Source organism: Streptomyces flavofungini, from assembly GCF_014650815.1.
Lineage (GTDB): Bacteria > Actinomycetota > Actinomycetes > Streptomycetales > Streptomycetaceae > Streptomyces > Streptomyces flavofungini.
This window is the reverse complement of sequence record NZ_BMVR01000009.1, coordinates 34853-61293: the sequence shown is the minus strand read 5'-3', so window position 1 is coordinate 61293 and position 26441 is coordinate 34853. Positions and strand designations below refer to the sequence as shown.

Below are 26441 nucleotides of genomic sequence, written 5' to 3'. Positions count from 1 at the left end.
CTTGAAGGGGGAGACGCGGAAGCCGTCAGAAGCGCGGCCCCCAAGCCCCCGACAACCCCCGCCTCACCACCGAGCTGAGCACCCGCACCCCCCGCGTCGACCCCGGTGCGATCCCCGTCAGTTCGCGTACGCGGCGCAGGCGGTAGTCCAGGGTGCGGGGGTGGACGTTGAGGGCCGTTGCCGTGGTCGTGCGGTTCATGTCGTGGGTGTAGTACGCGTCCAGGGTGAGGAGGAGGTCCGGGCCGGGGGCCAGGCGGTGGGCCAGGGTGTGGAGCCAGGCGTCGACGAACGGGACGTCCGCCACGGCCAGTTCGACGAAGACGTCGGCCGTGGTGTGCGGGCGTGCGGGCGATCTTCGCAGGGGGGCCGCCCTGCTGATGCGTCTCGCCCGGTCGAGGGCGGTGGGCAGGTCGGGGAGAGCGGTGGTGGTGGTGCCTGCCGCGCAGGGGGTGGGGAGGGATTGGGCGAAGTCCCGTATGAGGTCGAGTACTTCGGGGATCCGTACTTCGGGGTCTCGTATCTCGGGGTCTCGCATCTCGGGCTCCCGTACCTCGGGGTCCCGTGCTCCTGGTAGTCGTGTGGGGGCGGGTGTGGCCGGGGGCGCGGGGGTCAGCGGGGTCAGGGCTATGAGTTCGCCCGGCGTCGACGCCGTTGGCGGGGACCACATCAGTGGGACCTGGTGCTCCTTGATCAGCGCCTCCACCTCCCCCTCCGGGCCCCGGTCCCGCTCCGCGCCCGGGGTGCGGGGCGACGGCACCCGGATCACCGTCACCGCGCAGTGGTCGGGTACGCGCATGCCGACGGCGCGCGCGAGTTCGTCCGCCATGGGGTCGCCGGCCAGCAGTGCCCTGACGAGGAGCGCGACCTGGTCCATGTACGGGAGCCGGTGTCGCAGCGCCGCCACGAAACCCTGGCAGTACGCCTCGATGCCGCGTTCGCCCTGGGCGGCGAACCAGCCGAGGAGGCGGACGAGTTCGTCGGGGTCGCCGTCGCGCTGGGCGTCCGTCGCCTCGTTGACCTCACGGAGCATCAGCGCGGTGTGCAGGCGCAGGACGCGCTGGCGGGAGTCGAGGGACAGGCCCGAGGCGGCTCGGGACTCGCCCATCGCGGCGATGGCCGTGAGGTCGGAGGGCGTCAACTCCGCGCTCGTGGGGGCGAGTTCGCCGGTACGGCGGCGCAGCCACACCGCGTACTCCAAGGTCTCCGCCCTGGCCCGGGCGTCCACGTCCAGGATCCCGAACTCCGGGATCTCGCGCGCGTACGCGTCGACCTCCCGGCGGGCGCTGCTCGACGCGCGCCGGGCCAGCTCCGCGAAGAGGCCGTCCATGGGCCGGAGCATGCCATTCCGACGGAATTGATCGACAGGTCAGATCCGGACGCGGTTTGTCACTTCGAGTGAATCGGGGGCTGATTACGGTGGTCATTCGCGGTGCGCTTCTGTCATCGTGCGCAAAGTTGCCGGGCTGCGGCGCAATTGTCGTTCCCTTCGCTTGTGGGGTCCTGGCCAGGCGGGCTTAATGGGGGTCCGGCAATACCACTGCCATATTCATGTCCGGCTGACCTTCTTTGCTCGGGAGGAAATCGTGAGACGTGATCTCAGAACCGGGACCAAGGAAACCAGGTCCAGGAACAGCAAGAGAGTCGTGGCCGTTCTCGCCGCGTCGGCCGCGTCCGCCGCCCTCCTGGCCGCCGCCCCCGGCGCCGGCTCGGCCACCCCGGCGGCAGCCGCCAAGACCGCCACCAGCGCCGCCGCCACCAAGACCCCCGCCGCCGCCCCCAGCCTCCGCGCCTACGGCATCACCGGCGACGGCACCCTCATGGCCACCTTCACCACCGACCGGCCCACCGTCCTCGACTGGGTCCGGGTCATCACCGGGCTCGAAGGGGACCAGAAGCTGGTCGGGATCGACTACCGGGTCCAGGACGGGCTGATGTACGGCGTCGGCGACAAGGGCGGGATCTACACGATCCAGACGCCGCCGACCACCTCGGACGTCGTCGTCACCAAGGTGTCCCAGCTGAAGATCGCGCTGTCCGGAAACAAGTTCGGCGTCGACTTCAACCCCGCCGCCGACCGGCTCCGCGTCATCAGCGACAACGGGCAGAACCTGCGGCACAACCTCAATGACCACACCACGGCCAAGGACGTCGCCCTCACCACCCCGCCGGTCAGCGGCACGACCTCGGGCGTCAGCTCCGCCGCGTACACGAACAACGATCTCAACGCCACCACCGTGACCACCCTGTTCGACGTCAACACCACGTCCGACCAGGTCGTCATCCAGGCCCCCGCCAACAACGGCACCCTGTCCCCGACCGGCTCCCTCACCATCGACGCGGGCGCCGATTCCGGTCTTGACATCTTCAGTTATCTGACGAACGGGAAGACCACGTCGAACGCGGCCTTCGCGTCCCTCACCCCGTACGGCGCGAATACGCCCACCCTCTACAGCGTGAATCTCTTCACCGGCGAAGTGGCCGCCATCGGGAAATTCCCGCTGAACATCACCGACCTGGCGATCACGCTGAGCGGTGGTTGAGGCGCGAATCAGGGGCGGGTGAGCGCCGGAGGAGGGGAGAATTACGGGTTGTTGAGGGATGGCTGAGCGGTTGCCGAGGAAATACGAGAGGTATTCCGGCCGACCGCTATCCGATCTCCACCACCCGAGCCCACTCCGGCGGCCCGTCCGGTACGTAGTCGGGGTCGTTCTCGACCCGCGTCGACCTGTCCCGGCGGTGGCGGGGGAACAGGCCCACCACCGTCCGGCACGGCGGCTGCGTACGCGGCCACGGGGTCTGGCCGTCGGTGAGCGCCACGACGACGTCCGGCCGCGGCTGGGCGCGCAGGGCCCGCGCGAAGCCCGTGCGCAGATCCGTGCCCCCGCCGCCGATCAGCGGGATGCCCTCGCCCGTGCACAGGGGGTGCACGATGCGGGCCGACGCGTCGCAGGGCAGTACGGAGACCAGGTCGCGGCGGCCGCCCACGGCGCGGGCGATCGCGGCGACTTCCAGCAGCGCGCTGCCCAGCTCGGCGTCGCTGACCGAACCCGACGTGTCGACGATCACCGCGACCCGGGGCGGCCGGCGCCGCAGGCTGGGCAGCACCACCCCGGGCACCCCGGCCGACCGCCGCGCGGGCCGCCCGTACGAGTAGTCCTCCCCCACGCCGGGCCCCGAGGCGGCCGACCGCACCGCCGCCCCCAGCAACCGCCGCCACGGCTGCGGCGGATGGAACACCTCCTCCGCCCACCGCTGCCAGCCCTTCGGCGCCTTCCCCGGGCGGCCGTTGAGCCCCTGCGCCACCCGGAAGCGGACCGCGTCCCGCTGCTGGGCGCTGAGCCCGTGGGCGCCGTCCGGGCCCAGGTCCCAGTCCCGTTCGCGGCCGTCGGCGCCGCTGCCGCAGTCCAGCCAGGCCAGTTCCTGCGTACGCGGCCCGAGCCGGAACTGGCGGAGGTAGTCCTCCATCAGCTCCCCCGGCGGCAGGTCCAACGTCTCGGGCCGCACCGCCCCTTCGGGGCGCACGAGCCCGTCCCCGTACACGTCGTCGTTGATCTCGCAGTCCGCCGCGATGTTCATCCGCAGCCTGTCCCCCGCGCCCGTCAGGCCCCGCTCCCGCGCGACCCGGTCGCCGCGCCCGTGGTGGTCCCGCAGCAGGTGCGACACCTCGTGCACCCACACCCCGGCGAGCTCCGCCACCGACGTCCGGGCCACGAAGCCCGGCGAGACGTAGCACCGCCAGTACCGGTCCACCGCCATCGTCGGTACGTCCCTCGACTCGACGGTGTGCAGCGCGAACAGCGCCGTGGCCAGGTACGGCCGCACCCGTGCCGCGTGCAGTCGGGCGGCGAAGAGTTTGTCCCGGTCCAGGGGAAGGGGGAGGGTGAGAGTGAGGGGGGTGTGCGGTGCGCTGGGCGGGTTCGGTGGGGTCGCCGTCATCGTGCCGCACCCGCCGTCGCCTTCGCCGCCGCCTTCGTCCGCGTCCCCTCCCGGTCCGCGCGCTGCGACAACCGCACCGCTCCCGCCAGGCGTTCGACCGACTCCGGTACGTCCCAGTCCTCCTGTCGCAGCGACGCCAGGGTGGTCGCGGGTACGACGACGAGGTCCGGGGCGCCCGTCTCCATCGCCCGGACCAGCAGCGCCCAGGCCGCGTCCCAGCGGGACCGGTCCGGGCGGTTGCGGACGGCGGCCACCACGCCGTCGAGGGCGGCCTGGCGGAGGTCGCCGCGTTCGGGCAGGTCGGCGGTCGTCGGGTCGGCGAGGAGGAGTTCGGGGTCCGGGAGGTCCATCCGGTCGATCCCGGCGAGGAGTTCGAGGCCGGGGCCGTCCCCCACCGTGCCCCTGGCCAGCAGGGAAAGGACCTCCCGTGCCGAGCCCGCCGCGGTCGCGAACGCGATCAGGCGCAGGGTCATCTCCCAGCTCCGCGGCGACGGCCAGGCCCCGCCCCGGCGCGTCTCGCCGCTGGGCAGGCGGTGTACGAGGGCGGGGCGCGCCGTCAGCAGTTCGCACACCGCGCGCCGGGCGAACTCCACGGCCTCCGGCAGCTTCTCGGGGTCGAGCCGGGGCAGCGTCGCCCGGGGCCAGGTCCCGCCGAGGCCGCGGACGACGACCTCGTGGTCGTGGGTCCACTGCAGATGCACGAACCGGTTGGCCAGGGGCGGGCTCAGCTCCCAGCCGTCGGCCGCCGAGGAGCGGGGGTTCGCGGCGGCCACGATCCGTACGCCCGGCGGGAGTCGCAGCGTGCCGATCCGGCGCTCCAGGACCAGGCGGAGCAGCGCGGCCTGCACGGCCGGGGGCGCGGTGGACAACTCGTCGAGGAACAGCAGGCCCCGGCCCGCCCGTACCAGTCGTACGGCCCAGTCCGGCGGGGCCATCGGCACGCCCTGCTCCGCCGGGTCGTCCCCGACGACGGGCAGCCCCGAGAAGTCGGACGGCTCGTGCACGCTGGCGATCACCGTGGTGAGCGGGAGGTCCAGGGACTCGGCGAGTTGGGTCAGGGCCGCGGTCTTGCCGATGCCCGGCTCGCCCCAGAGGAGGACGGGCAGGTCGGCGGCCACCGCCAGGGTCAGGGCCTCCAGTTGGGTGTCGGGGCGGGGTTCGGTGGTGGTGTCGCGGAGGAGGGTGAGGAGGTGGGTGGCGATGGCGAGTTGGGGGGTGGCGGGGTCGGTGGGCGGGGTGGGCGAGGTGGCAGGGGCGGGCTGGGCGGGCGACGTGGACGGGGTACATGTGGGCATATGTGGTCACCTTTGGGTCGTGAGAGGCCCGGGTCGGGCCAACGGCAAGGGGGCGGGCGGCGGTTCGGGCGGGAGGAGGCGGGCGGGGCCCTGGTCAGTACGCGGTGCTGTGGCGCGTGTGCGCGCGGCTGTTCCGGCCTCGGGTACGGGGACGGGGACGGGGACGGGTGCCCCCGGAACGCCCCCCGCCCCGGCCACTCGGTCCCGCCCCGGGCACGGGCCTCGCCCCGGCCCACAGCAGCCCCGCCCGGAACAGCCCGTACGTGATCCGTCGCTCCGCCGCCACCGCCAGCTCGTCCCGCAGCGGGCCGTCGCGCAGCACCGCGTCGGGGCCGAGCAGACCTTCGACGACGGCCAGCGCACCGGCGGTGTCGCCGTGGTCCAGGCGTTCGCGGACGCCGGTGAGGCAGTCCGGGCGGCGGTGGGCCTCGTCGATGGCGCGCAGGCACGGGAGCGGGGGGCCGCCCAGGGCGACGAGGAGTTCCTCGCGGCGGACCTCGGCCGGGTCGTGGTCGAGCGGGGCGAGGGCGCCGTCGACGAAGCCGATCCGGTGCCGGGCTCCCCGGCACTCCACTACGCGTGGCTCGCCCGCGCGGTCGGGGGTGCGGGGCGGGACGGTGGCCGGCGGGCGGTCCGGTACGAGGGCCGCGGCGACGAGCGGGTGCAGCCGGTCCACGTCGTACGCACCGGTGCGGAGCAGTCCGAGGTCGGGCAGCACCCAGGTGGCCGCGTCGGGCAGGACGGGCAGCGCGGCGGCGTCCACAGCACGGCCCCCGGCATCGCCCCCGGCCCGGCCATCGACCCGGCCGTCGGCCCGCCGCCCGGCCCGGCCATCGGCCCGCTCGACACCCGCGACGCCCTCGACCACCACGGCCCCCGCCCCGGCCAGCCGCAGCACGAGCCGCCGCCGAGCCCCGAACCGTACGGCGAACAGCCCGTCGGTCCGCCCCTCGGCCCGCAGCAGGATCTCCGCCTCCGCGGCCCAGCGGTCGACGGCACAGGGCAGCCCGCGCGGCACCGCCCGCAGCAGGTCCGGGTCCGCCGCGAGCGAGCCCCGGGCGAGCAGGCCCTCGGCGGGCGCGCCCTCGTCCGGGGCGCCGTCGACGCGCGGCCGATCGGCCCCGGAACGTACGCGCAGCTCGTCCGCCCTCCGCACGTCCCACAAGTGCCGGTGCAGATCGAACCGGAACCGTCGGCTGGGGTGCGGATGCGGGTCCCGGTGGCCGAACGCACCGGCCCCCGGCCGCGACCCGTCCCACAGTGCGAGGCTGATCCGCTGCCCCGCGTCGGCCCACGCGGGCGGCGTCCGGGCCACCAACCGCACCGCGTGCGGTGCGCCGTCCCGCGCCCCCGTGTCGTACCGGGCGAGCGCGACCGTGAGTCCCGGCCGCAGCAGCCCGTCGGGGGCGATCCTCGGCAGGTGCCAGCGGAGCAGGTCGGGGGCGAGGTGGCGGAGGTCGTCAAGGACGCGGGCGGCGAGTTCGCGGCCGTGGGTGGCCGTCAGGGCACGCGGGTTGAGGTCCACGTCGACGCCCGCGGCGGCGCACGCACCGGCCCAGTCCCCGGCGCGGCGGCGGGCGGTCGCGGTCTCGATCATGGCGGGCGGCACGGCGAACTCGCGTACGCGCGGCCAGAAGGAAGGGCGCCAGGAAGGGCGCTGGAAGGAACGTCGGGTGTGCCCGTTCGCGGTCTCGGTGAGCATCAGCACTCACCTTGCGCGGCCGGGACCCCCCATCTGTCAACAGAGTGAGTCGTCATCGCGACGGATGGTACGACTCCTGAGTCCGCCCTGTCAGGTGTTTTTCCTGAGCTGTACCGAGTCCTGTCCCGCACTGTACGGAGTCTGGAACTTCGGGGAACGTGGGGGCGTTGGCAGAAGGACGCGCGGAACGCGCGCGCACGAGCGGTTACATGGCAGAAGCTGAGGTGGCACGGATGGCTATGTGGGACAAGCTCAAGGAGCAGGCCAAGGGTCTGCAGCAGGCGCAGGGTTCGCGCGGTTCGAGCGGGCACGGCAGCGGGCACGGGCGGCCGGGCGGGTCCTCCGGCAGTTCGAAGGCGCAGCTCATCAGCACGCTCAAGACGCAGCTCACGTCCCTCAAGACGGAGCTGAAGAGCGGTTCGTACCGGGACGCGAGCATGGCCATGTGCGCCCTGGTCGCGGCCGCCGACGGCCAGGTCGACCCGGCCGAGCGGCAGCACGTGGAGTCGCTGATCCTGCAGAACGACGTGCTGAAGAACTTCCCGTCGGACCAGTTGCTGCAGCGGTTCAACAAGCACGTGGACCAGCTCGCGTTCAATTTCCAGCAGGGCAAGACGGAGGTCCTGCAGGAGATCGCCAAGGCGGCGAAGAAGCCGACGGAGGCGCGGGCCGTCGTGCAGACCGGCTTCGTCGTGGCGGGCGCGGACGGGTACGTCGCCCCGGCCGAGGAGCAGGTCCTGCGCGAGGCGTGCACCGCACTCGGCCTGTCCCCGCAGGAGTTCGGCCTCTGAGCCGCCCCCGCCGACCGAGCTCCTGCGACCCCGGCGGGACAATATCTGTCGTGACGACATGAGGAATAGCGGTGGGGCACGATGAAGGTTCCTTACCCGACAGCCGGAGCAAATTCCTTTTCCGCCCTCTGCCGATCCTGCCGTGCTACTGTCGATCTCAGTTGCAGTTGTGGTTCCCGAAAACTTGCAAGCGCCCACACCGGCTCCTGATGAAGGATGCCGGTACAGCGCTGTGGTATCTCCGGTTCATTTTTTCCGGCGGGGCAATCATCACGGCGACACGGAGTCCGCACAGGGTGGACTCCGAGCACCGCCCCGAAGGAGAAATAAAATGGCTGCTGGTACCGTGAAGTGGTTCAACGCGGAAAAGGGCTTCGGCTTCATCGAGCAGGACGGCGGCGGCCCCGACGTCTTCGCCCACTACTCGAACATCGCCACCCAGGGCTTCCGCGAGCTGCTTGAGGGCCAGAAGGTGACGTTCGACATCGCGCAGGGCCAGAAGGGCCCGACGGCGGAGAACATCGTTCCCGCCTAAGCAGCGGTTACACGCACTTCGCAGCTGGGGCCCGCACCTTGGGGTGCGGGCCCCAGCTCGCTGCGTTTCCGGGCACCGGACGTCAGACACCGGACACCAGGCACCGGACCCTCAGTACCGCTGACGCGACTGCCGCGTCCGCCGCATTCGACGAAGACGTCGACAGCACCGTTGACATCGCCGTAGGCATCAACACCTGCGGCGAATTCCGCGGGAAATATCCCGCCGTTCTTGGCTAGTTCTTGCGATTCTCTGCGCCGCCCATGTGCTGCGGGAATTCCTTGATACCTGCCGTTACGTGCCACATCAAGGAAGGCCCCGCATGAACCGCACGCGCGAAAACGACCGCTACACCCGTACCCGAACCGGGGGTTCCGGCCGCCCCGGCCGCACCGGCTCCAGTCGCCCCAATTACTCCGGCTCCGGCTCCGCGGGCCGTTCCGGCGGCCCCTCCCGCGGAAACGGCTACAGCCGTCAACGCCCCTCCCTGCAGGGTGAGTTCGCCCCGCCGAAGACGATCACCCCCGCGCTGCCCGCCGCCGAGGCGTTCGCCGACCTCGACATGCCCGCGGAACTCCTCACCGCGCTCGGCCGGGAAGGCGTCGCCGTGCCGTTCCCGATCCAGGCCGCGACCCTGCCGAACACCCTCGCGGGCCGCGACGCCCTCGGCCGCGGCCGCACCGGCTCCGGCAAGACGCTCGCGTTCGGCCTGGCCCTGCTCGCCCGTACGGCGGGCCGTCGTGCCGAGCCCAAGCAGCCGCTCGGACTCGTCCTCGTCCCCACGCGTGAGCTCGCCCAGCAGGTCACCGACGCGCTCACCCCTTACGCCCGCTCGCTGCGGCTGCGCCTCGCCACCGTCGTCGGCGGGATGTCGATCGGCCGCCAGGCCGGCGCGCTGCGCGGCGGCTCCGAGGTCGTCGTCGCGACCCCGGGACGGCTCAAGGACCTCATCGACCGGGGCGACTGCCGCCTGGACCAGGTCGCCATCACCGTCCTCGACGAGGCCGACCAGATGGCCGACATGGGCTTCATGCCGCAGGTCACGGCGCTGCTCGACCAGGTGCGGCCGGACGGGCAGCGGATGCTGTTCTCCGCCACCCTGGACCGCAACGTCGACCTGCTCGTCCGGCGCTACCTGAACGACCCGGTGGTCCACTCCGTCGACCCGTCCGCGGGCGCGGTGACCACGATGGAGCACCACGTGCTGCACGTGCGCGCCGCCGACAAGCACCAGGCGACCACCGAGATCGCGGCCCGCGACGGCCGGGTGATCATGTTCCTGGACACCAAGCACGCGGTGGACCAGCTGACGAAGCACCTGCTCAGCAGCGGTGTGCGGGCCGCGGCGCTGCACGGCGGAAAGTCCCAGCCGCAGCGCACCCGGACCCTCGCCCAGTTCAAGGACGGGCATGTGTCGGTGCTCGTCGCCACCAACGTCGCCGCCCGCGGCATCCACGTCGACCAGCTCGACCTGGTCGTGAACGTGGACCCGCCCACCGACCCCAAGGACTACCTGCACCGCGGCGGCCGCACGGCCCGCGCCGGGGAGTCCGGCAGCGTCGTCACCCTGGTGACCCCCAACCAGCGGCGGGCGATGAGCCGTCTGATGGCGTCCGCGGGCGTCACCGCGCAGACCACTGAAGTACGCTCGGGAGAGGCGGAGTTGAGCCGTATCACCGGAGCCCAGGCGCCGTCCGGGGTGCCGGTCGTCATCCGCGCCCCGGCCCCGGAGCGGCCCCGCCGCAGCGCATCGTCCTCGCCCCGGGGACGTCGCGGTCGCGGCGGACGGAACCGGTCCGCCACCCCGAGGTCCTAGAGTCTCCTCAGGGCCCCGTAGCCCCGGGGCCCCACCCGGACTTCCCGGGCCCCGTAGCGCCACAGCCCCGTGGCCCCGCTCAGCCCGCCAAGACCGTAGCCCCGCTCAGCCCCTTCTCTCCCCGTCTGTGAGGCATCATGCGCTGCGTCATCGCCAGGTTCCCGTTCGACCTCTCCAAGAGCGAAGTGCTGGCCACGATGAAGGACGTAGATCCCGAGCCGGTCACCGGCGGCGAGTACGTGATCATCGGCCGCCGCAACTACCCCGCCAAGCAGGTGGGCGCCGTCATCACCCGCCAGGACCGCCGCGACTTCACCAGCGGCGAGGTCACCCGGGCCATGACCCGGCTCGGCTTCACCTGCCGCAGCGCCCAGGAGCCCGCCCCCCAGCAGGCCCTCGCCCCGGTCGAGAACGCCTCGGCGCTGCTCGGCGGCCCCCTCCCCGGCCCCACCACGCTGGAGCCGTAAGGCGCCGCACACAGGTCCGAAAGCCGTGAAGGGCCCCGCCGACTCAGGTCGGCGGGGCCCTTCACGCATGTGTGCTCACTGGTCGGAGTAGCTGAAGTCACCCACGGTCCAGGCGCTGACGTCCTTGATCGCGACCCGGTACATGCCCCCGGTCTCGGGGATCCCCACGCTGCCCTGCAGGATCCGGGCGAGGTGGAAGTGGAGATGCGTGGGCGCCGTGCCGCCGCCGTCGTCCGGGTCCGGTGCGGACCGGACAGGCATGCTGTGACCGGCGAAGACGTCGGAGAACGGGCCCAGCTGGTCGGAGTCCTTCAGGACCTCGGAGACCCGCTGCCGCCACACGCTTTCGGGGGCGAGGCGGCCGGTGAGCACGGCGCCGGCGACGACCACGGTGAGCGACATCTGATTGCTCTGCTCCGACTCGACCATGGCGGAGATGTTGGCGAGCAGCTCGTCAGGGTTCGACATGACAGCGGATTCTATTCAGCGGCCGGTCCCGGCCCCACCCCGCGTCCGCCCCCGCCGGGCGGTGGAAACAGAAAGTCGCCAGGGCGGCGGAGGGGGCGCATGGTGTTGAATTCGTTCGGGGCCCCGGGTGCCGTACGGCATCGGGGCCCTTCGACGCGTTGCACAACGAGGTGACATGACAGCAGATATCCCCCTCAGTGGTCGTCTGGACGACGACGACTACCCCGCCTACACGATGGGCCGAGCTGCGGAAATGCTCGGCACCACCCCGGGATTCCTCCGGGCCATCGGCGAGGCCCGCCTGATCACCCCGCTCCGCTCGGAGGGCGGCCACCGGCGCTACTCCCGCTACCAGCTGCGGATCGCCGCCCGCGCCCGTGAACTCGTCGACAAGGGCACCCCCATCGAGGCGGCGTGCCGCATCGTCATCCTTGAGGACCAACTTGAGGAGGCGCAGCGGATCAACGCGGAGTACCGGCGCGCGGCGAGCGAGGCGGCGGGCGGCGGGGCTGCCGAGTCCGCATCCGACGCCGAGTCCGGCAGCGGGGCCGACGCCGAGTCCGCCCCCCGGCCCGACACCGGCACCGGCTCCGGACCCGCCCCCCGCTGAACCGCTCAGCACACCTCCGCCGCCGCTGCCGCCATCAGGCGCTCGGCGTCGCACGCGGCCACCTCCGGCGGGACCACGAGCAGGTCCCAGCGGCCCCGGCCGGGGCTGAGCAGGCAGATCGTGTGGCGGTTGCGGCTGCCCGGCTCCCTGCGCAGGCGTAGGACGTGGCCGGCGATGAGCAGCCGCCCGGGGGACGCCGCCCAGATGTCCGCGTTCACGGCGGCGCCGGTGACGTGACCCCAGGTCGGGGGCAACGCGCCGATGAGCAGCGGGAGTTCGATCATGAGGTCGCGGGAGCGGGGCCACCACGCCCCGTCGATACGGCGGGGCCGGGGGCCGTGCGGGGCCAGTCGCAGCCGGGCCACGGGCTGGGCGGGTGGGCGCTGCAGGACGGTGGACATGAGCAGGCAACTCCTGTCTGGGGCTCGCCGAACCAGGCGGCGGGCGGGGGTCCTCGGCCTCGGATAGGGGGCCGTGCGGCCGGGGTCTCGGGCCGTCCTCGTGCGGGGGGCGGGGGCGTCGGACGCGACGGTTCCCGCGGGAAAGCGGCTCGGGGCGCCGACGGGCGGAAAGCCGTCCGGGCGAGCAAAGGACGAGGCCGGTCCGGTCATCGGCGTGCGAGGTGCCCTCGGTACCCCCACCGTACTCGCCCGGCGGGACAGCGACGGGACACCAGCGGGACACCGGCGGAAAGAGCGCCTCCCGGCAGCCCGGCACCGGGGCTCCCCGCACTCCCCCGGCACCCCCGCTCCCCCGGTCACCCTCCGCCCCCAAACCCACCAGGAAGCGTCACGTACGACCACCGCGCGGACGGCCTGTGCGCACACCCGAAGCGGCCGGGATCCGCGCCGTCCCCGGCAGTACGCTGGCCGTACGGCCGCCCGTGACCCCGGCCCTCTCCGTACAGTCCCACTCCGCGCAACAGAGGCCCTGCGCAAGGCGAAAGCACCTGGAAGCCAGAGGAGAGGGGACCCATGGGCCCGCATCCCGCCCTGTTCGAAGAGTGCCAAGTGGTCCGCATGGAAGGCGAGTTGGACCTCACCACCGCCCCGGACCTGACCCGCGCCCTGGAGCGTGCCCGCGACCGGAGCACCGGCCGCCTCTTCCTGATCGTCGACCTGAGCCGGGTGACGTTCATGGACGGCAGCGTCCTCACGCCGCTCTGCACGGCCTGGGAGGACTGCCGACGGCGGCTCGGCTGGATCCGCCTCGTCCACACCGGTCCCGGGACGTCGCTCGTGCTCCGGGCCAGCGGTCTGGCCGACCGGTTTCCCCGGTACGCGAGCACCCGGGACGCCTGGTGGGGGGTGCCTGCCGACCGGGCCGAACGGCACCCCGCGGCGGCGGACCGGCCCGCGTAGTCGAGAACAGCCAGGTGGCGGCCGCGCGCCCACCGCCTAGTCCGCCCGCAGCGACCGCCAGATCCGGTCCGGAAGCACCCGGACCGCCTCGTCCAGATCCACCTCGTACGTGCCGGACAGCCAGCGGTGGGCCGTCTCCGCGACCGGGCCCAGGAGCAGGACCTCGATCATCTGGCCGGGCAGCGCGGCCACTTCACCGGCGGCGACGCGGGCGTACATCCAGGCGGAGATGGCGGCGAACTTGGCCTCCTTGGCCGCCATCACCTCCTTGGCGTGGGCGGCGAGATAGCGGGAGTGCGTGGAGGCGTGCAGGAAGGTGGCCATGTCGCGGTGGCCGCGGGTGAAGTCCAGGTACGACCGGACGAAGGCCTGGATGCCGGTGCGGGCCGTCCGGCAGCGGGTGACGGCGGCCACCACCGGGTCGCAGAGCTGGTCCTGGCAGCGGATGTAGAGCGCGGCGGCGAGGCCGTCGAAGCTGCCGAAGTGGTGGTAGAGGCTGCCGAAGCTGACGTCGCTCGCCGCTGTCACCGCGTTGACCGTGAAGCCCTGCTGCCCCGAATCCGCGTACACCCGCAGGGCCGTGTCCAGGAGCAGGTCGACGGTGGCCTCGCCACGCTGCTGCTTTGGCGCCATGCGGAACAGCGTAGTTCAGATTCCAGCACCGAAAACTTTTTCTAGAAAAAGTCTCTAAAAATGTCGTTGGGTGGGCCACACTCTCTGCCATGGTCAGTCATGAGTCCGAGTCGGGTCGGCCGCCGGTGCACCAGCCGGTCCCCGGCAACCCCTACGCCCAACCGGGGCCACCGCAGCCGCCGTTCCCGCCCCCGCCCGGACCGCGCCCCGCCAACTCCCGCAAGCGCGCCCTCGTCGTCGGCGTCGGCGCCCTCGCGCTCGTCCTGGTCGGCACGGGCGTCTTCGTCCTCACGCGGAGAGACGGCGACGAGGGCAAGGACGGTTCCCGCAAGCCGGTCGCACAGGACTCGCGGAAGCCGTCGGGGGGCGGCCGCGAGTCCGCGCCGGAGCGGGACGGCAGCGACGACGACGGCGGCAAGGGCACCGGGTCGGCCGGTCAGATCGACGTGAACGCCGGCCGGAAGCCCGGTGACGCCAAGGCCTGGCTGGCCGTCAACGACGTGCGACTGCCGGGCAAGGGCGCCCAGTTGCAGGACCTGTGGCGGGTGGACGGCCTCGTCGCCCAGGCCGAGTACGACGAGGTCACCGCGTTCAGGAGCAAGGACGGCACAAGGGCGTGGCGGCTTCGGCTGCCCGGCGAGGTGTGCGACACCCCGGTGAACCCCTCGCCCGACGGCAAGGTCGTCGTCGCGTACACCAAAAGCGAGGCCAGGGTCGGGGCGAAGTGCAACCAGCTCCAGTCGATCGACCTGCGGACCGGGAAGAAGGGCTGGCACAAGGAGCTGGCCGAGCACAACACGCTGGACAGCACCTCCGCCACGCACGTGGCGATCTCCGGCTCCACCGTCATGGTCGACCAGGACTCCATCGCGCACGCCTACCGCATGCGGGACGGCAAGCGGCTGTTCACGACCAAGCACCAGCGCGAGGGCGCCTGCTTCCTGCACGGGGTCGCGGGCGGCGCCGGTCTGATCCAGGTGCAGTCCTGCGCGGCGGGCTCGAACCTCGCCAACGGGCGCCTGCGCAAGCTCGACCCCCGTACCGGCAAGGTCGACTGGGTCTACCGCAGCAGGAAGGGGTGGACCATCGACAAGGTCTACTCCGTCGACCCCGTCGTGGTCTCCCTGCGCAGCCGCGCCGAGCCCGAGAAGTGGGCCCTCGCCGCCGTCGACGAGCGGGGCGGGCAGCGCTCCTGGATCGACCTCGGCCGGCGCAAGGAGAAGTTCGAGCAGTGCACCGGGGCCGGGGACTCCGGTGAGGGCGTGCAGAACTGCGCCGGGGGCGTCGTCGCCCACGACACGCTGTACCTCGCGAGCAAACCCGACGACATCCTCGGGCCCAACAAGATCGTCGCCTTCGACCTCCGTACGGGGAAGGCCAAGTGGTCCGCCGGAGCCGGGGGACGGCAGCTCCTGCCCGTCACCCGCAGCGAGCGGGACGGGCCCGGGGTGATCGTCTACGCGCGGCCCTACCGGGACAGGACCGGGCGGACCCTGCTGCTCCCGCCCGGCGGCGGCAAGCCGAAGGTGCTCCTGAAGCACACCGCCGCCGCGCAGAAGATCGAGGTGTTCATGTTCGCCGGGAACACGATGTACTTCGACGGGCGGATCCACATCACGCCGTCCCGCCTGGACGGCAGGAGCCATGGCGCCAAGGGGGAGGAGGGGGACGGGCGGATGCTCTCGTTCGGACCATGACGCCCGCCGTGCCGCCCGCGCGGCCGGGCTTCGGGGGCCGACGGCGCGACCCGCCCGCTTCCCGTTGCCTGCTCTGTTGCCGTAGCCGCCCCCGCCGCTGCCGTCCCTGTCGCTGTTTCTGTAGCCGTTCCTGGAGCCACGATGACCAACCCGCCCTCGCCGCAGTCGCCTCCGCCGCAGCCGGAGGGCTTCGGCCCGCCGCCTCCGCAGGGGGCCCCGCAGGGTGGCTTCGGCCCGCCCGTCGAGCCGCCGCCCGCGGGGTTCGGCCCGCCCGTCCAGCCGCCGTCCGGCGGGTTCGGCCCGCCCGGCGGCTTCGGCCCGCCGCAGCCGGTGACCCAGCCCGGCGGGACACCGGGTGGGGGCGGGCGGTCCCGGGGCCGGATGGCGATCGTGGGCTCGGCGGTGCTCGCCATCGCGCTGATCGTCGGGGGCGGTGTCTGGTACGCCGCCCAGCGGGGCGATGACGACGGCTCGAAGGACAAGACGGCGGCCAAGCCGAAGGCCGACGGCGCCGGACCCGCGTACGAGAAGCCGAAGGAGCCGGTACCGGCCGAGCCCAAGGTCTTCTTCAAGGGCGCGGCCGAGCAGCCCAAGCTGCCGAAGGGGTCGAGCACCTACCGCGTGAAGGGGTCCTGGCTCACCGACAAGGTGTACGCGAAGGCGTCGGTCAAGCGGATCACCGGCCTCGACCCGGACACGGGCAAGGACCTGTGGAAGATACCGAAGCCCGGGATGTCCTGCGCGGGCTCCACCAACCTCGGCCACGGCTCCATCGCCGTGGTCGTCACCCAGCCCGCGCCGAAGCCCGGGGACGACGAGAACGGCTACGCCCCCTGCACCGAGATCATGGCGTTCGACGTCAACACGGGGAAGAAGCTCTGGACCAAGTCGATCACCATCGGCTACCAGGAGGAGAAGACGCAGTTCGGCCAGGCCACCATCAGCGGGAACACCGTCGCCCTCTCCGGCATCTACGGCGGCGCGGCCTTCGACGTGCGCACCGGCAAGCTGCTGTGGAAGCCGAAGCAGGCCGAGAAGTGCCGGGACGTCGGCTACGGCGGCGGCGACCGCCTGGTGGCGGTGCGCTCCTGCGGTGACCTGAGCACGCCGACGTTCAAGGTCGAACTGCTCGACCCGGCCACGGGCAAGCCCAAGTGGAGCTACAAGATGCCCCAGGGGGTGCGCAGCCCCAACGTCATCTCCACCTGGCCGGTGGTGGTCGGCACGGACTCCGGCGAGGTCACCTCGTCCGGCGCCTCGGACATCTTCTCGCTCGACGAGCGCGGCAAGCTGCGCACGAAGTTCGAGCTGCCGGACGGCCAGTACATGCACACCTGCGGGACGTCGTCGACGAACGAGGACTGCAAGGCCGTCGTGGCCGGGAACGGCAAGCTGTACGTGGCGACGGCACGGCGCGACGGCGCGAAGGAGTACTCGTCGACGAACGACATCGTGGTGTTCTCGCTGGCCACCGGGAAGACCACCGGGCAGCGCCTGAAGGGCGGCGAGGAGTACCCGATCTTCCCCCTCCGCATGGACGGCGGGAACCTGCTCATCGTCAAGAGCTCCCCGGTCACCCGGATCTTCTCCGTCAACGGCCGCACGCAGAAGCAGACCCTGCTCCTCGACGCCGGCATGCGGCCGACCAGCCTGCCCATGCTCATGTCGGAGACGCTCTACACCCACGGCAGGCTGTACATCAGCTCCGACCTGCTCTCCCGCCCGGTCTCGGACCGGAAGTCGACCATGACGGTGGGATTCGCGGCGAAATAGCGAGCACATCGAATGGCCGACCGATCGCAAGCATGATCTAACCTGGCTCCGACGGACATATGTGTGCGAAGTGCCGGGCGGTACGACGCGGTGGGGAAAGAGGACGGTCAGCAGATGCCGCGAGCTGTGCCGGCCGTCCGCCGCGTCCGCGCCGCGCTCCGAGCGGAGTGGCGGTCCCTCCGCCGCACCGCCTGGCACGAACTGCGGACCCGCCGCCTGGCCGGAGTGTGGCTCGCGCTCGGCGCCGCCCTCGCCATGATCTGCCTGCACGAACTCCAGCAGATCCCGTCCAGCGACCGCGTCGTCCGCCTGCTCAGCGAGGTCCGGGCCGACCAGCCCCTCTGGCTGTCCCTCCTGCGCACCCCGCTCTCCGTCCTGGTCCCGACCCGCGACCAGCCGGTGTGGGGCGGCCTCCCCCGCCTGCTCCTCTCCCTCGCCCTGGCCCAGCTGCTCCTGGGCTGCAGACGCACCCTGCTCATCGCGTACGCCGCGACGCTGGCCGGCACCCTCAGCGCCCGGGTCATGGTGGCCATCGGCCCCGAGCACTTCGCGGGGGTACCGGCCGCGTACGCCCACGACGTGGACACGGGCGCGTCGGCGGCGGTGGTGGGCCTCTTCACGTACCTCTCGGTACGGCTGCGCGCCCCCGTCCTCTGCCTCCTGACCGTCGTACCGACGATCGTCGGCTCGATCCTCAAGCCGAACCTGGCGGGCCGCGAGCACCTGGTCGCGGTGACGCTCGTCCTCGTCCTGGCCCTGATCCAGGAGCGCCGAAGACCGAACGAGTTCCGGACGGGCTGACCTCGACCGGGTGCGGTCGCACGGCGCCGAGGAGCGGCTGCCTACCCGTCCAGTGCCGTGCCGTACATACGGGACACCTGGATGCGGATGACCACTCTGCTGTCCGTGACCATCTGGGCCAAGTAGGCCGCCTCGTCCTCGGGGTCCGGGAAGCCCGGGGTCATGGAGAGGAGTTCGCGGCCGGTCGCGTCGCCGGGGGTCGTCGACGGGGGTGAGATCTCCGCCTCCCCTTCGGCCACCGCGAAGGTGAAGGGGTCGGGGGACACGTGCAGGGACGCGTGGGGGTCGCGGGCGAGGATGCGGGGCTTCAGGCGGTCGGCCGTTGTCGAGACGCGCAGGGTCCGGGTCTCCGGGGTCCAGTGGTGGGCGACCGTCGAGAGGTGCGGGTGGCCGGTGGAGCGGACCGCGGCCAGGGTGCCGAAGGGGTGCTCGCGGAGGATGTCCGAGGCTTCGGCGTCGGTCAGGGGGCGGGGGGACGGACCCGTTCCGGGCTTGGGCCGCGCCTCCGGATCGGGCTGCGTGTCCTGCTGGGGCTGGGTGTCCTGCCGGGGCTGGGTGTCCTGCCGGGGCTGGGTGTCCTGCCGGGGCTGGGTGTCCTGCCGGGGCTGGGGGCGCAGTACCGTCACCGCCACCACGAACGCCGCCACCAGCAGGGCCGCCCCTACCGTGAACGCCAAGTGGTAGCCGGACGTCAGGGCTTCGGCCCGGGTCCTGCCCTCGGCCAGGGTCTGCTCCGTGCGGGACGCCGCCAGGGTGGAGAGGACCGCTACTCCCAGCGCGCCGCCGATCTGCTGTGTCGTGTTGAACAGGCCCGACGCCAGGCCCGCGTCGTCCTCCCGGGCGCCGGACATGCCCAGCGTGGTGAGGGCGGGGAGGGCCAGGCCGAAGCCCGCGGCCAGGAGCATGACCGGGAGCAGGTCCAGGGCGTACGTGGAGTGGACCGGGACCCGGGCCAGGAGGGCGAGCATCGCCAGCAGCAGGAGCAGGCCCGCCAGCAGGACGTTCCGTTCGCCGAAGCGGGCGTTCAGACGGGCCGAGGCGGCCAGCGACACCGCGCCGATCGCCACGGCCGCGGGCAGCATCGCCAGGCCGGTGGCCGACGCTCCGTAGCCGCGTACGTTCTGGAGGTAGAGCGCCACCAGGACCTGGAAGGCGAACAGGGCCGCCACCATGAGGAGTTGGACCGCGTTGGCGCCCGTCACGTTGCGGGAGCGGAACATGCGGAGGGGGAGGAGGGGGGTGCGCGCCCGGGTCTGGCGGATGGCGAACGCGGTGAGCAGCAAGGCCGCCGCCGCGGCGAACGCCAGGGTGTGGGTGGACACCCAGCCGTGCTCCGCCACCTTCACCACGCTGTAGATCCCCGCCATCAGGCCCCCTGTCACCAGGAGCGCCCCCGGCACGTCCGCCCCGGCCCCGATGCCCAGGCCCCGGTCCGCCGGTAGCGCCGGGATCGCCAGGAGCAGCGCCGCCAGGCCTATCGGCAGGTTGATGAAGAAGATCCAGTGCCAGCTCAGGGCGTCCGTCAGGACGCCGCCGAGGACTTGGCCCAGGGAGGCCCCCGCCGCGCCCGTGAAGCTGAAGACCGCGATCGCCTTCGCCCGTTCCTTCGGCTCCGTGAACAGTGTCACGAGGATGCCCAGGCTCACCGCCGAGCTCATCGCGCCGCCGATGCCCTGGAGGAAGCGGGCCGCGATCAGGGTGGCCGGGTCGGCCGCGAAGCCCGCCAGGACCGAGGCGAGGGTGAAGACGCCGATGCCCGCCAGGAACATCCGCTTGCGGCCGATCAAATCGCCCAGGCGCCCCGCGAGGAGGAGCAGGCTGCCGAACGCGATCAAGTACGCGTTCACCACCCAACTCAGGCCCGCCGACGTGAAGTCCAGGTCCTGCTGGATCGCGGGCATCGCGACCGTCACGATCGAGCCGTCGAGGATGATCATCAGCATTCCGGTGGCGATCACCCCCAGCGCCAGCCGTGGGGAGCGGGGGGACGGCGCGGCCGGGGTTCCGGGGGTCGGCTGCGGCGGGGGCGCCGAGGTGGTGGCGGATGTGGCCGTGGTGGCGGTGGTGGACATGGGGATCTCCTGCCTGCGGGAGGGGTCGTCCGATGCCCAGGACCGTAGCAGATAGTTTTGTTGCAGACTATCTATCTCGGGCGCACATCCGCCGCCTCGGCTACGCTGGCCCCATGACCGCCATGGCACCCGCCCGCACGGAACCGGACCTCTCCTTCCTGCTCGACCACACGAGCCACGTCCTGCGCACGCAGATGGCGGCGGCGCTCGGCGAGATCGGGCTGACGGCGCGCATGCACTGCGTACTCGTGCACGCGCTGGAGCAGGAGCGCACGCAGGCGCAGCTCGCCGAGCTCGGGGACATGGACAAGACGACGATGGTCGTGACCGTGGACGCCCTGGAGGAGGCGGGCCTCGCCGAGCGGCGGCCGTCGAGCCAGGACCGGCGGGCCCGGATCATCGCGGTCACCGCCGAGGGCGCGAAGGCCGCCGCCCGCAGTCAGCGGATCGTCGACGGGGTGCACGAGCGGGCGCTCGGCGCCCTCTCGGCGACGGACCGCACGGCCCTGCTGCGGGCCCTGAACCGGCTGGTCGACGGGCATCTGGCGACCCCGGCGGAGAGCCCGCGCCCGGCCCGCAGGGCGCGGCAGCGGGCCTGACGCGGGCGGGGACATCGTGGTCCACGAGCGGCCTCACGTACGGTGAGAGCTCCGGAGGAGTCATCACACGAGGGGGCCTGACATGGCGCTGTTCGGAAACGCCCACACCGTCGACCCGGCGTCGGCGCAGCAGGACTACGCACGGCTCATGGGCCACGGCGAGCAGGTCTACGCCGCGTACAAGCTGATCCGCGACACCATCCTGCTCACCGACCGCCGCATGGTCTTCATCGACAAGCAGGGCATGACCGGCAAGAAGGTCGAGTACCACTCGGTGCCCTACCGCAGCATCACGCACTTCTCGGTCGAGACCGCGGGCCACTTCGACCTGGACGCGGAGCTGAAGATATGGATCTCCAGCAACCCCGTGCCGATCGAGAAGACCTTCACCAAGGGCGTCGACATCTACGAGGTGCAGGCGATACTCACCCAGTTCGTGGCCAGGTAGCGGACGGCTTCCGGCCGAGTCCCGGACGAGTCCCGGCCGGGCCCCGGCCGAGTCGTCCGCCCCTGGGCGACGGGGTACGTTCATAGACGCACTGCACGGCAACAAGGGAACGACCCCATGATCTTCATCACCGTCAAGTTCACCGTCCGCCCCGAGCGGAGCGACGAGTGGCTCGACCTCGTCGACGACTTCACCCGCGCCACCCGCGAGGAGCCGGGCAACCTGTTCTTCGAGTGGTCGCGCAGCGTCGACAGCCCGCACCAGTTCGTCCTCGTCGAGGCCTTCCGCGACGGCGAGGCGGGCGCGGCGCACGTGGAGTCCGCGCACTTCCAGGCCGCGATGGACACCATGTCGTACGCCATCGCCGAGATCCCCCAGATCGTCAGCACCGACATCCCGGGCATGGACGGGTGGGGGCGGATGGGCGAGGTCGCGCCGCGCGAGGCCTGACCGACGCGACGAGTCGCACCCGGTCGTACGTACGCCGGCGGGGCCCCGGACCAGCACGGTCCGGGGCCCCGCGCGTACGCCGCTCCCTCAGGCGGCCGGTACCCGGTCCAGGAACCCGTGCACCGTCCGGATCCGGCCGTCCGCCGCCAGGACGATCACGTCGAACCCGGCCACCGGCGCCGAGCCGTCCGCGTCGGACACCAGCTCCCAGGTGAAGCGGGCGATGCCGTGGTGGCCGTCCACCTCACCGGTGTGGCGGAACGAGAAGCCGGGGAACTGCTCCCTGGCCCCGGCGATCACCGCCGCGATGCCCTCGTGGCCGCTGACGTCCGCCAGCGGGTCGGTGTACGTGCCGTCCTCGGTCCACGCCGCCGCCACGGCCTTGCCCAGGCTCGCGGTGTCGGCGGTGTTCCAGGCCTCGAAGTAGCGGGCGACGGCGGTCTCGTGGATGTTCTGTGCGGCCATGGGTGTTCGCCTCCGGCGGAGTCGTGGGTCGGGGCTCGCGCCCCGGGAGATCGGGGATGTCCCCCGAAGACCGGGCGGAGTGCGCCGCCCGGGCTCCGGTGACTCACAGACTGCCGGGCGGGCGCGGGCGGGTCGATTACGCCCGAGGTAATGCCGGACCCCGGCCGGCCCCCGCCCCGCGGTCGGCGCGCGCATGACTTTCGCCGTCGCCCCACGTGTGCTTGCCTGGGGGGCCAATTCCATGGGGTGGGACGGGAGTTGTGGATGCGTAAGGCGTGGTGGGTCGGTGTGGTGCTCGGCGCGTTGCTGGTCGGCGGGTGCGGGGACCCCGGCTCCGGCGACGGGGGCGACCAGGGGGCGCCGCCCGCCCCCGCACCCGGCGACCCCACCGGCAGCGCGTCCCCGACCACCCGCGGCCGCGCGGACGGGCCGAAGGACCGGGGCGACCGCGAGGCCCGCGCGGGAACCGGCAAGGACAGGACCGGCCCCGACCGCCCGCGCCCCGCCACCGGCCCCGCGGTCCTCTACCTCGGCGACTCCCTCGCCATGGAGAACCAGACCGTCCTCGGCGGCCTCCTGCGCACCCGGCTCGGCGCCCGCTACACCAGCGCCCCCTACTCCGGCACCACCCTCTGCGACTACCTGGAGGGCACCGGCGAGGACTCCCTCGTACCGGACAAGGACAAGGCGGCGGCGCTCGTGCGGAAGCTGCGGCCCGACTATGTGGTGCTGCAGTTCTGGGGGAACGCGTGGGGCTACACGCCCTGCATGAAGGGCATCACGTACGACAAGGCGCGGGACACGTACTTCGCGCGGTACGCGGCCGACGCGCGCCGTCTGACGGGGCAGATCACGGACGCCGCGCGGGAAGCGGGCGGCGAGCGGCCGCGGGTGGTGTGGGTGTCGCAGGGGCCGGACCCGATGACCCCGGACCGGGTGCGCCGCGTCAACGCGCTCTACCGTCAACAGGCCGCCGCCACCGGCGACCTGGTGTCCGACGCGGGCAAGGCCGTCAGCCCCGCCGCGGCCCGGCACACCTGGGTGGAGAAGCTGCCCTGCACGGCGTACGAGCGCGCCCACCGCACGTACTGCACCGAACCGGAGCGCGACCGCACCGCCCTGCACCGCGCCGACGACCCCCTGCACTTCTGCCTGGCCCCGACCACCCCCAAGTCCCGCCCCTGCCCGGTGCGTTCGCCGGGCATCCGGCGCATCGGGCAGGCGGTCGCGGACACGCTGCGGGCACATGCGGCCCGCTGACCGCGCCGACCCGCCGGACCGGCCCTAGCGGCGCCAGGCGCTGTACGACATGACGTCCCCCGCCTCGACGGCGAAGCGCGGCTGGTCCTTGGTGAACAGCACCTCCAGGCCGAGGGCCTCGCCCGTGTCGGGGTCGAGGATCAGCATGTAGCGCAGGTGCTCGTCGCGGGATTCGTGGACGTACGCCTGCCCGGAGCGGCCGAGGCGGTCGGTGACGGTGCCCGCGGGGCGCAGGCCGCCGCTGTCGGCGAGGAGCCGGGCCAGGGCGGCGCTCTCGCGGGCGCCGAGGGTCCAGGTGTCGAGGAGCGAGGGCAGCGCGTCGAGGAGTTCCTGGGTGCCGGCGGGGGTGGTGCGGCGCGGGAAGCCCGGGTCGTGGACCTCGGTGAGGTAGGCGCGCAGGGCGGCGGCGGTGTGCGGCGGGCGGGCCCGGGGCGGGGCGTCGGACCGGCTCGGCGGGAAGACGCGCTCGCTGAGGAACTTGCCGTCGGCCTCGACGCGTTCGGTGCGGCTGCCGTCGGGGCGCCAGCGGACCTCCCGCTCCTCGGGCAGCGTGACGGGGCGGTCGGCGTCGGGCCCCTCGTCCATGGCGAGGCTCCAGGTCTGCACGTGGGCGCCCGCGCGCAGCCGCGGGCCGCCGTCGCGGGCGGCGGACTCGGCGCGGTCGGCGAGCCGGTCGAGCGTCACGGCCGCGTCGTCGCGCGGGTGCAGGGCGCCGGGCGCGGCGGCGGTGGCGGGCGCGGCGGCCAGGTCGGGCATGGTCAGCGCGAACACGGCGGCGAGGGCGACGGCGGCGGCTTCGGCCCACAGGACGACGCGGCGGCGGGCGCGCCGGGCGCGGGTGCGGTGCAGGAGCTGGTTGAGGCCGCGCTCGGCGACGTGGTCCAGGGGGCGGTCGCGCCAGGGGCCGGTGGTGGCGGAGACGGGGTTGGCGGCGCGCAGGAGGTCGAGGTCGCCGCGGTCGTCAAGGTGGTCAGTCACGGCTCTCAGCTCCCGCTCGTCCCGCTCGTACATTCATCTGCATCCGGTCGATCTCCGCCCGGAGTCTGCGGCGGGCCCGGTGCAGCCGCATCGCGGCGGCGCCCGGGCTGCACTCCAGGGCCACCGCGAGTTCGTCGACGCCCAGCTCCTCCCAGGTGGTGAGGCGCAGCGCCTCCTGGTCGGCGGGCGAGAGCCGGGCGAGCGCCTCGTGCACCCAGGAGCCGGGGCGTTCGGTGTCCGGGCTGTCCACGACCTGGTTGCCGTGGGCGCTCTCGTTCAGGCCGATGCGGTGCAGCAGACGCCGTCGGCGGCCGAGCCCGCGCACGGTGTTGGCCAGGCAGTTGCGGGCGACGGCGTACAGCCAGGGCAGCGGCGCGGCGGGGAGTTCGGCGCGGCGCCGCCAGGCTATGGAGAAGACGTCCGCCACCACCTCCTCGACCTCGTGGGCCTCCCCCGCGTCGAGCCGGCGTGCGACGAACCGGCTCACCGCCCAGTAGTGCTCGCGGTAGGCGGCCGCGAAGGAATCGTCCGTGCTCATGGACCGTAGGTGTCCGGCATGGGTCCGATCCTCACACCCGGCCGCTGTGATTCTCACGGCAGGGGGCAGCGGTGACTGAGGACCGGCTTCCGGACACGTACGGGGCATGAGGTCAACCGTGAAGTGGCTGACGACCACGGACCACAAGACGATCGGCACGCTGTATCTGGTGACGTCGTTCGCGTTCTTCTGCATCGGCGGGGTGATGGCGCTGTTCATGCGCGCCGAGCTGGCCCGCCCGGGTACGCAGATCATGTCGAACGAGCAGTTCAACCAGGCGTTCACGATGCACGGCACGATCATGCTGCTGATGTTCGCGACGCCGCTGTTCGCGGGCTTCGCGAACTGGATCATGCCGCTGCAGATCGGTGCGCCCGATGTCGCGTTCCCCCGCCTGAACATGTTCGCCTACTGGCTGTACCTGTTCGGCTCGCTGATCGCGGTCGGGGGCTTCCTCACCCCGCAGGGCGCGGCCGACTTCGGCTGGACCGCGTACGTCCCGCTGTCGGGCGCCGTGAACTCACCGGGCATCGGCAGCGACATGTGGATCATGGGGCTCGCGTTCTCCGGCTTCGGCACCATCCTCGGCTCGGTCAACTTCATCACCACCATCATCTGCCTGCGCGCCCCCGGCATGACGATGTTCCGGATGCCGATCTTCACCTGGAACGTGCTGCTCACGGCCGTCCTCGCGCTGCTCGCCTTCCCGGTGCTCGCCGCCGCCCTCTTCGCCCTGGAGGCCGACCGGAAGTTCGGGGCGCACATCTTCGACGCGGCGAACGGCGGGGCGCTGCTGTGGCAGCACCTGTTCTGGTTCTTCGGCCACCCCGAGGTCTACATCATCGCGCTGCCGTTCTTCGGCATCATCTCCGAGGTCGTCCCGGTCTTCTCGCGCAAGCCGATGTTCGGCTACATGGGCCTGGTGGGCGCGACGATCGCCATCGCGGGCCTCTCCGTGACGGTGTGGGCGCACCACATGTACGTCACGGGCGGCGTGCTGCTGCCCTTCTTCTCCTTCATGACGTTCCTGATCGCCGTCCCGACGGGCGTGAAGTTCTTCAACTGGCTCGGCACGATGTGGAAGGGCTCGCTGTCCTTCGAGACGCCGATGCTGTGGGCGGTCGGCTTCCTCATCACGTTCGTCTTCGGCGGTCTGACGGGCGTCATCCTGGCGTCACCGGCGATGGACTTCCACGTGTCGGACTCGTACTTCGTCGTCGCGCACTTCCATTACGTCATCTTCGGCACCGTCGTGTTCGCGATGTTCTCCGGATTCCACTTCTGGTGGCCGAAGTTCACGGGCAAGATGCTGGACGAACGGCTCGGGAAGATCACCTTCTGGACGCTGTTCATCGGCTTCCACGGGACGTTCCTCGTACAGCACTGGCTCGGTACGGCGGGCATGCAGCGCCGCATCCCGGACTATCTGGCGGCGGAGGGCTTCACCGGCCTGAACACGCTCTCCACGATCTTCTCGTTCCTGCTCGGCCTGTCCCTGCTGCCGTTCTTCTACAACATCTGGAAGACCGCGAAGTACGGGGAGCGGGTGACCGCCGACGACCCGTGGGGGTACGGCCGTTCGCTGGAGTGGGCCACGTCCTGCCCGCCGCCCCGGCACAACTTCACGTCGCTGCCGCGGATCCGGAGCGAGTCGCCCGCGTTCGACCTGCACCACCCGGAGATCGCGGCCGAGGACGGCGCGTTGGGGACGGCACCCGCCCCGGCGGAGGTGGCGGCCCGGTGACC

At 72.4% G+C, this 26441-nt stretch carries 25 protein-coding genes and 2 pseudogenes; 15 read left to right on the top strand and 12 right to left on the bottom strand.

All coding sequences use genetic code 11. The annotated features are described in order from the left end of the window. Positions 1-25: 25 nt before the first annotated feature. Positions 26-1327: a helix-turn-helix domain-containing protein gene (locus IE274_RS23705; protein ID WP_190117887.1), complete on the bottom strand. Its 1302-nt coding sequence runs from the start codon at positions 1325-1327 to the stop codon at positions 26-28. A gap of 316 nt (positions 1328-1643) precedes the next feature. Here IE274_RS23705 and IE274_RS23700 point away from each other — a divergent pair, with 316 nt between their 5' ends. Then, on the top strand, positions 1644-2540 hold the full coding sequence (locus tag IE274_RS23700) for a DUF4394 domain-containing protein (protein ID WP_229909757.1): 897 nt from the start codon (positions 1644-1646) through the stop codon (positions 2538-2540). A 106-nt stretch (positions 2541-2646) separates the two neighbouring features. On the opposite strand, the gene IE274_RS23695 is transcribed toward IE274_RS23700, so the two are convergent. The 3 genes from IE274_RS23695 to IE274_RS23685 form a co-directional block, all read right to left on the bottom strand. Then, positions 2647-3936 (bottom strand): vWA domain-containing protein, encoded by a 1290-nt coding sequence (locus IE274_RS23695; RefSeq protein ID WP_190117885.1) that lies wholly within the window; start codon positions 3934-3936, stop codon positions 2647-2649. Continuing rightward, entirely contained in the window at positions 3933-5231 is a 1299-nt protein-coding gene (locus IE274_RS23690; RefSeq protein WP_190117884.1) for an AAA family ATPase, read from the bottom strand. Before IE274_RS23690 ends, IE274_RS23695 begins: the two co-directional genes overlap by 4 nt. Before the next feature lie 94 nt (positions 5232-5325). After that, the gene (locus IE274_RS23685) at positions 5326-6933 is read right to left on the bottom strand and encodes a hypothetical protein (protein ID WP_190117883.1); all 1608 of its coding nucleotides are present in this window, start codon (positions 6931-6933) and stop codon (positions 5326-5328) included. A gap of 233 nt (positions 6934-7166) precedes the next feature. Here IE274_RS23685 and IE274_RS23680 point away from each other — a divergent pair, with 233 nt between their 5' ends. The 4 genes from IE274_RS23680 to IE274_RS23665 all read left to right on the top strand — a co-directional run bounded on the left by IE274_RS23680 (position 7167) and on the right by IE274_RS23665 (position 10542). After that, positions 7167-7724 carry a tellurite resistance TerB family protein gene (locus tag IE274_RS23680; protein WP_190117882.1) on the top strand — a complete coding sequence of 186 codons (558 nt, stop codon included), beginning with the start codon at positions 7167-7169 and terminating at the stop codon, positions 7722-7724. Positions 7725-8055: 331 nt separating this feature from the next. Next, on the top strand, positions 8056-8259 hold the full coding sequence (locus tag IE274_RS23675; RefSeq protein ID WP_030362120.1) for a cold-shock protein: 204 nt from the start codon (positions 8056-8058) through the stop codon (positions 8257-8259). A gap of 322 nt (positions 8260-8581) precedes the next feature. Next, positions 8582-10075: a DEAD/DEAH box helicase gene (locus tag IE274_RS23670; protein ID WP_190117881.1), complete on the top strand. Its 1494-nt coding sequence runs from the start codon at positions 8582-8584 to the stop codon at positions 10073-10075. Positions 10076-10212: 137 nt separating this feature from the next. Next, complete coding sequence (locus IE274_RS23665) at positions 10213-10542, top strand: SCO5918 family protein (RefSeq protein ID WP_190117880.1); 330 nt, start codon at positions 10213-10215, stop codon at positions 10540-10542. Between the two features lie 75 nt (positions 10543-10617). Here IE274_RS23665 and IE274_RS23660 read toward each other — a convergent pair whose 3' ends face one another. Continuing rightward, a complete protein-coding gene (locus tag IE274_RS23660; protein WP_190117879.1) occupies positions 10618-11010 on the bottom strand; it encodes a GvpU-like protein in 393 nt (130 codons plus the stop codon). Between the two features lie 175 nt (positions 11011-11185). On the opposite strand from IE274_RS23660, the pseudogene IE274_RS23655 reads away from it, so the two are divergent. Continuing rightward, positions 11186-11530 (top strand): annotated as a pseudogene (locus IE274_RS23655) (MerR family transcriptional regulator); the annotation flags it as partial. 95 nt (positions 11531-11625) lie between these two features. Here the strand turns inward: IE274_RS23655 and IE274_RS23650 are convergent. Then, complete coding sequence (locus tag IE274_RS23650; RefSeq protein WP_190117878.1) at positions 11626-12021, bottom strand: DUF5994 family protein; 396 nt, start codon at positions 12019-12021, stop codon at positions 11626-11628. 573 nt (positions 12022-12594) lie between these two features. Here IE274_RS23650 and IE274_RS23645 point away from each other — a divergent pair. Next, positions 12595-12981 (top strand): STAS domain-containing protein, encoded by a 387-nt coding sequence (locus IE274_RS23645; protein WP_190117877.1) that lies wholly within the window; start codon positions 12595-12597, stop codon positions 12979-12981. A gap of 36 nt (positions 12982-13017) precedes the next feature. Here the strand turns inward: IE274_RS23645 and IE274_RS23640 are convergent, their stop codons facing one another. Next, a complete protein-coding gene (locus IE274_RS23640; RefSeq protein WP_190117876.1) occupies positions 13018-13614 on the bottom strand; it encodes a TetR/AcrR family transcriptional regulator in 597 nt (198 codons plus the stop codon). Positions 13615-13703: 89 nt separating this feature from the next. On the opposite strand from IE274_RS23640, the gene IE274_RS23635 reads away from it, so the two are divergent. The 3 genes from IE274_RS23635 to IE274_RS23625 all read left to right on the top strand — a co-directional run bounded on the left by IE274_RS23635 (position 13704) and on the right by IE274_RS23625 (position 17885). Beyond that, positions 13704-15311 (top strand): outer membrane protein assembly factor BamB family protein, encoded by a 1608-nt coding sequence (locus IE274_RS23635; RefSeq protein WP_190117875.1) that lies wholly within the window; start codon positions 13704-13706, stop codon positions 15309-15311. Between the two features lie 141 nt (positions 15312-15452). Continuing rightward, positions 15453-17084, top strand: a complete 1632-nt coding sequence (locus tag IE274_RS23630; protein WP_190117874.1) for an outer membrane protein assembly factor BamB family protein — start codon at positions 15453-15455, stop codon at positions 17082-17084. Between the two features lie 114 nt (positions 17085-17198). Beyond that, on the top strand, positions 17199-17885 hold the full coding sequence (locus IE274_RS23625) for a hypothetical protein (protein ID WP_190117873.1): 687 nt from the start codon (positions 17199-17201) through the stop codon (positions 17883-17885). Positions 17886-17926: 41 nt separating this feature from the next. Here the strand turns inward: IE274_RS23625 and IE274_RS39595 are convergent, their stop codons facing one another. Next, positions 17927-18511: a TIGR03618 family F420-dependent PPOX class oxidoreductase gene (locus tag IE274_RS39595; protein WP_229909792.1), complete on the bottom strand. Its 585-nt coding sequence runs from the start codon at positions 18509-18511 to the stop codon at positions 17927-17929. Then, positions 18485-19828, bottom strand: a pseudogene (locus tag IE274_RS23620) (MFS transporter); the annotation flags it as partial. The gene IE274_RS39595 and the pseudogene IE274_RS23620, both read right to left, overlap by 27 nt. A 242-nt stretch (positions 19829-20070) precedes the next feature. Between IE274_RS23620 and IE274_RS23615 the strand changes: the two are divergent. The 3 genes from IE274_RS23615 to IE274_RS23605 all read left to right on the top strand — a co-directional run bounded on the left by IE274_RS23615 (position 20071) and on the right by IE274_RS23605 (position 21454). Continuing rightward, complete coding sequence (locus tag IE274_RS23615) at positions 20071-20556, top strand: MarR family winged helix-turn-helix transcriptional regulator (RefSeq protein ID WP_190117871.1); 486 nt, start codon at positions 20071-20073, stop codon at positions 20554-20556. An 82-nt stretch (positions 20557-20638) separates the two neighbouring features. Then, positions 20639-21004: a PH domain-containing protein gene (locus tag IE274_RS23610; RefSeq protein ID WP_164322675.1), complete on the top strand. Its 366-nt coding sequence runs from the start codon at positions 20639-20641 to the stop codon at positions 21002-21004. Between the two features lie 117 nt (positions 21005-21121). Beyond that, the gene (locus tag IE274_RS23605; protein ID WP_190117870.1) at positions 21122-21454 is read left to right on the top strand and encodes a putative quinol monooxygenase; all 333 of its coding nucleotides are present in this window, start codon (positions 21122-21124) and stop codon (positions 21452-21454) included. A gap of 87 nt (positions 21455-21541) precedes the next feature. On the opposite strand, the gene IE274_RS23600 is transcribed toward IE274_RS23605, so the two are convergent. Next, positions 21542-21919 carry a nuclear transport factor 2 family protein gene (locus IE274_RS23600; protein WP_190117869.1) on the bottom strand — a complete coding sequence of 126 codons (378 nt, stop codon included), beginning with the start codon at positions 21917-21919 and terminating at the stop codon, positions 21542-21544. A 264-nt stretch (positions 21920-22183) separates the two neighbouring features. On the opposite strand from IE274_RS23600, the gene IE274_RS23595 reads away from it, so the two are divergent. Beyond that, positions 22184-23179: an SGNH/GDSL hydrolase family protein gene (locus tag IE274_RS23595; protein ID WP_190117868.1), complete on the top strand. Its 996-nt coding sequence runs from the start codon at positions 22184-22186 to the stop codon at positions 23177-23179. A gap of 24 nt (positions 23180-23203) precedes the next feature. On the opposite strand, the gene IE274_RS23590 is transcribed toward IE274_RS23595, so the two are convergent. Both IE274_RS23590 and IE274_RS23585 read right to left on the bottom strand, forming a co-directional pair. Next, positions 23204-24157 (bottom strand): CU044_5270 family protein, encoded by a 954-nt coding sequence (locus tag IE274_RS23590; protein WP_229909756.1) that lies wholly within the window; start codon positions 24155-24157, stop codon positions 23204-23206. After that, positions 24150-24695 carry an RNA polymerase sigma factor gene (locus IE274_RS23585; RefSeq protein ID WP_190117866.1) on the bottom strand — a complete coding sequence of 182 codons (546 nt, stop codon included), beginning with the start codon at positions 24693-24695 and terminating at the stop codon, positions 24150-24152. The genes IE274_RS23590 and IE274_RS23585 overlap by 8 nt, the downstream gene beginning before the upstream one ends. A 106-nt stretch (positions 24696-24801) precedes the next feature. Here IE274_RS23585 and ctaD point away from each other — a divergent pair, with 106 nt between their 5' ends. Beyond that, the gene (gene ctaD, locus IE274_RS23580) at positions 24802-26439 is read left to right on the top strand and encodes an aa3-type cytochrome oxidase subunit I (protein ID WP_229909755.1); all 1638 of its coding nucleotides are present in this window, start codon (positions 24802-24804) and stop codon (positions 26437-26439) included. Positions 26440-26441 lie beyond the last annotated feature (2 nt).

Coding starts and splice junctions, on each gene's coding strand:
- IE274_RS23610 (WP_164322675.1), top strand. CDS start 20,639: ATGGCGCTGTTCGGAAACGCCCACACCGTCGACCCGGCGTCGGCGCAG.
- IE274_RS23675 (WP_030362120.1), top strand. CDS start 8,056: ATGGCTGCTGGTACCGTGAAGTGGTTCAACGCGGAAAAGGGCTTCGGC.
- IE274_RS23660 (WP_190117879.1), bottom strand. CDS start 11,010: ATGTCGAACCCTGACGAGCTGCTCGCCAACATCTCCGCCATGGTCGAG.
- IE274_RS23595 (WP_190117868.1), top strand. CDS start 22,184: ATGCGTAAGGCGTGGTGGGTCGGTGTGGTGCTCGGCGCGTTGCTGGTC.
- ctaD (WP_229909755.1), top strand. CDS start 24,802: ATGAGGTCAACCGTGAAGTGGCTGACGACCACGGACCACAAGACGATC.
- IE274_RS23635 (WP_190117875.1), top strand. CDS start 13,704: ATGGTCAGTCATGAGTCCGAGTCGGGTCGGCCGCCGGTGCACCAGCCG.
- IE274_RS23705 (WP_190117887.1), bottom strand. CDS start 1,327: ATGGACGGCCTCTTCGCGGAGCTGGCCCGGCGCGCGTCGAGCAGCGCC.
- IE274_RS23615 (WP_190117871.1), top strand. CDS start 20,071: ATGACCGCCATGGCACCCGCCCGCACGGAACCGGACCTCTCCTTCCTG.
- IE274_RS23665 (WP_190117880.1), top strand. CDS start 10,213: ATGCGCTGCGTCATCGCCAGGTTCCCGTTCGACCTCTCCAAGAGCGAA.
- IE274_RS23645 (WP_190117877.1), top strand. CDS start 12,595: ATGGGCCCGCATCCCGCCCTGTTCGAAGAGTGCCAAGTGGTCCGCATG.
- IE274_RS23650 (WP_190117878.1), bottom strand. CDS start 12,021: ATGTCCACCGTCCTGCAGCGCCCACCCGCCCAGCCCGTGGCCCGGCTG.
- IE274_RS23585 (WP_190117866.1), bottom strand. CDS start 24,695: ATGAGCACGGACGATTCCTTCGCGGCCGCCTACCGCGAGCACTACTGG.
- IE274_RS23630 (WP_190117874.1), top strand. CDS start 15,453: ATGACCAACCCGCCCTCGCCGCAGTCGCCTCCGCCGCAGCCGGAGGGC.
- IE274_RS23605 (WP_190117870.1), top strand. CDS start 21,122: ATGATCTTCATCACCGTCAAGTTCACCGTCCGCCCCGAGCGGAGCGAC.
- IE274_RS23680 (WP_190117882.1), top strand. CDS start 7,167: ATGGCTATGTGGGACAAGCTCAAGGAGCAGGCCAAGGGTCTGCAGCAG.
- IE274_RS23625 (WP_190117873.1), top strand. CDS start 17,199: ATGCCGCGAGCTGTGCCGGCCGTCCGCCGCGTCCGCGCCGCGCTCCGA.
- IE274_RS23600 (WP_190117869.1), bottom strand. CDS start 21,919: ATGGCCGCACAGAACATCCACGAGACCGCCGTCGCCCGCTACTTCGAG.
- IE274_RS23640 (WP_190117876.1), bottom strand. CDS start 13,614: ATGGCGCCAAAGCAGCAGCGTGGCGAGGCCACCGTCGACCTGCTCCTG.
- IE274_RS23670 (WP_190117881.1), top strand. CDS start 8,582: ATGAACCGCACGCGCGAAAACGACCGCTACACCCGTACCCGAACCGGG.
- IE274_RS23690 (WP_190117884.1), bottom strand. CDS start 5,231: ATGCCCACATGTACCCCGTCCACGTCGCCCGCCCAGCCCGCCCCTGCC.
- IE274_RS23685 (WP_190117883.1), bottom strand. CDS start 6,933: ATGCTCACCGAGACCGCGAACGGGCACACCCGACGTTCCTTCCAGCGC.
- IE274_RS23695 (WP_190117885.1), bottom strand. CDS start 3,936: ATGACGGCGACCCCACCGAACCCGCCCAGCGCACCGCACACCCCCCTC.